Origin of the sequence: Companilactobacillus halodurans (genome assembly GCF_009600985.1) — a bacterium.
Taxonomy (GTDB): Bacteria; Bacillota; Bacilli; order Lactobacillales; family Lactobacillaceae; genus Companilactobacillus; species Companilactobacillus halodurans.
The window spans coordinates 1-1,540 of sequence record NZ_VDFP01000114.1 but is presented as its reverse complement, the minus strand read 5'-3'; the positions used below and the strand labels follow the sequence as shown (position 1 = coordinate 1,540).

Below are 1,540 nucleotides of genomic sequence, written 5' to 3'. Positions count from 1 at the left end.
ATAACTTTTGTTAATGGACTTTCATCAAGTTCTGTTTTTTTATTCATAATATCTCTCCCGATTTGAGCTTATATCTTAATATTAAACCTTTTTATCAAGGGAGAAACAATTAATAGTTATTTATGTTTTTTGAGATACTCTTTACCATAATAAACAGCGTAACAGAGTATCAAGAAAGGAATCATATAAAAGAGTGCAGTACGTTGATTAGGGTCGAAAATAATTAAGACACAAGATAATAAACTCATGATAAAAGCTGCCCAAGGGACAAAAGGATACCAAGGCGTTTTGAATTTAAGTTCATCTAAAGAATGACCCGATTTGAGAAAACTCTTACGAAAGTTGATTTCTGACAAAGCAATTGCCATCCAAACGATTACTACTGCCAGTCCGGAAATAGAAACTAGGACCAAATAAACAGTAGATGCTGCAACGACACTGGAAACTAGGGCCAAAATGCCCCCTATCATACTCAAGCATAGAGCGATCATTGGAACATCATGAGAATTAGTTTTGGCGTATTTTAAAGGAATCATACCTTCATGGGCCAGAGACCAGAGCATTCTTGTTGAAGCATAAAGTCCAGAATTGGCAGCCGATAAGATGGCTGTCAAAACGACAAAGTTCATCAAATCTCCAGCAAATGGAAGACCAATACTCTTAAAGACTAGAACGAAAGGACTTTGATTGACGCCGGCTTTTTGCCAAGGGATCAAAGCTGACATGACGACGATACTACCAATAAAGAATATGATTAGTCTAATCAAGGTTGTATGAATAGCACGTGGAATGTTTTTGCCAGGATCTTTAGTTTCACCAGCTGTGACACCAATTAATTCAGTTCCGGAAAAAGCAAAGTTAACAGTTAGCATTGTTGTAAAAACGGCTTTAAAGCCATTGGGAAAGAGCCCATCTTTAAAGAGATTAGTAAACATTGGGGCTTGAGTGGTTCCTTTGATATGGATCACACCAAAAATGGCTAAAAAACCAACAATAATAAAGAGAACGATAGCGATAACTTTAATACTAGAGAACCAAAACTCAGTTTCGGCAAAGAATCGAACTGATAAAGCGTTAGAAATAAAAATAACAGCCATAAATAAAGCACTCCAAATCCAAGTTGGAGAGTGTGGGAACCACTGTTGCATAATCAATCCGGCTGCGGTAAATTCTGAACCCAGCGCTACAGTCCAAGTTAACCAATATAAAATGGCAACAGTAAATCCTGTTCCCGGTCCGATATAACGGTCAGCATAAACGTGAAAAGATCCAGTTTCGGGCATGGCAACGGACAATTCACCTAGACAGAGCATGACTAAATAAACAACAATAGCACCAATTCCATAAGCTAGAATCGTTCCCACAGGACCGGCTTCATGAATTGTATAACCAGAGCTAAGAAATAGCCCAGTACCAATAACTCCACCAAGTGAAATCATAAAAAGGTGACGTGACTCCATATTTCTTTTTAGATTGATGTGTGTATTTTTTTCGTTTTCCAAGAGCAATCACCTTGTATAATAGTTTAAATTAGAATAAA

General features: G+C 37.2%; 1 protein-coding gene. It reads right to left on the bottom strand.

From position 1 onward, the window contains the following. Positions 1-116: 116 nt before the first annotated feature. On the bottom strand, positions 117-1,460 hold the full coding sequence (locus tag FHL06_RS12855; RefSeq protein ID WP_119325902.1) for an amino acid permease: 1,344 nt from the start codon (positions 1,458-1,460) through the stop codon (positions 117-119). Between the last annotated feature and the right edge of the window lie 80 nt (positions 1,461-1,540).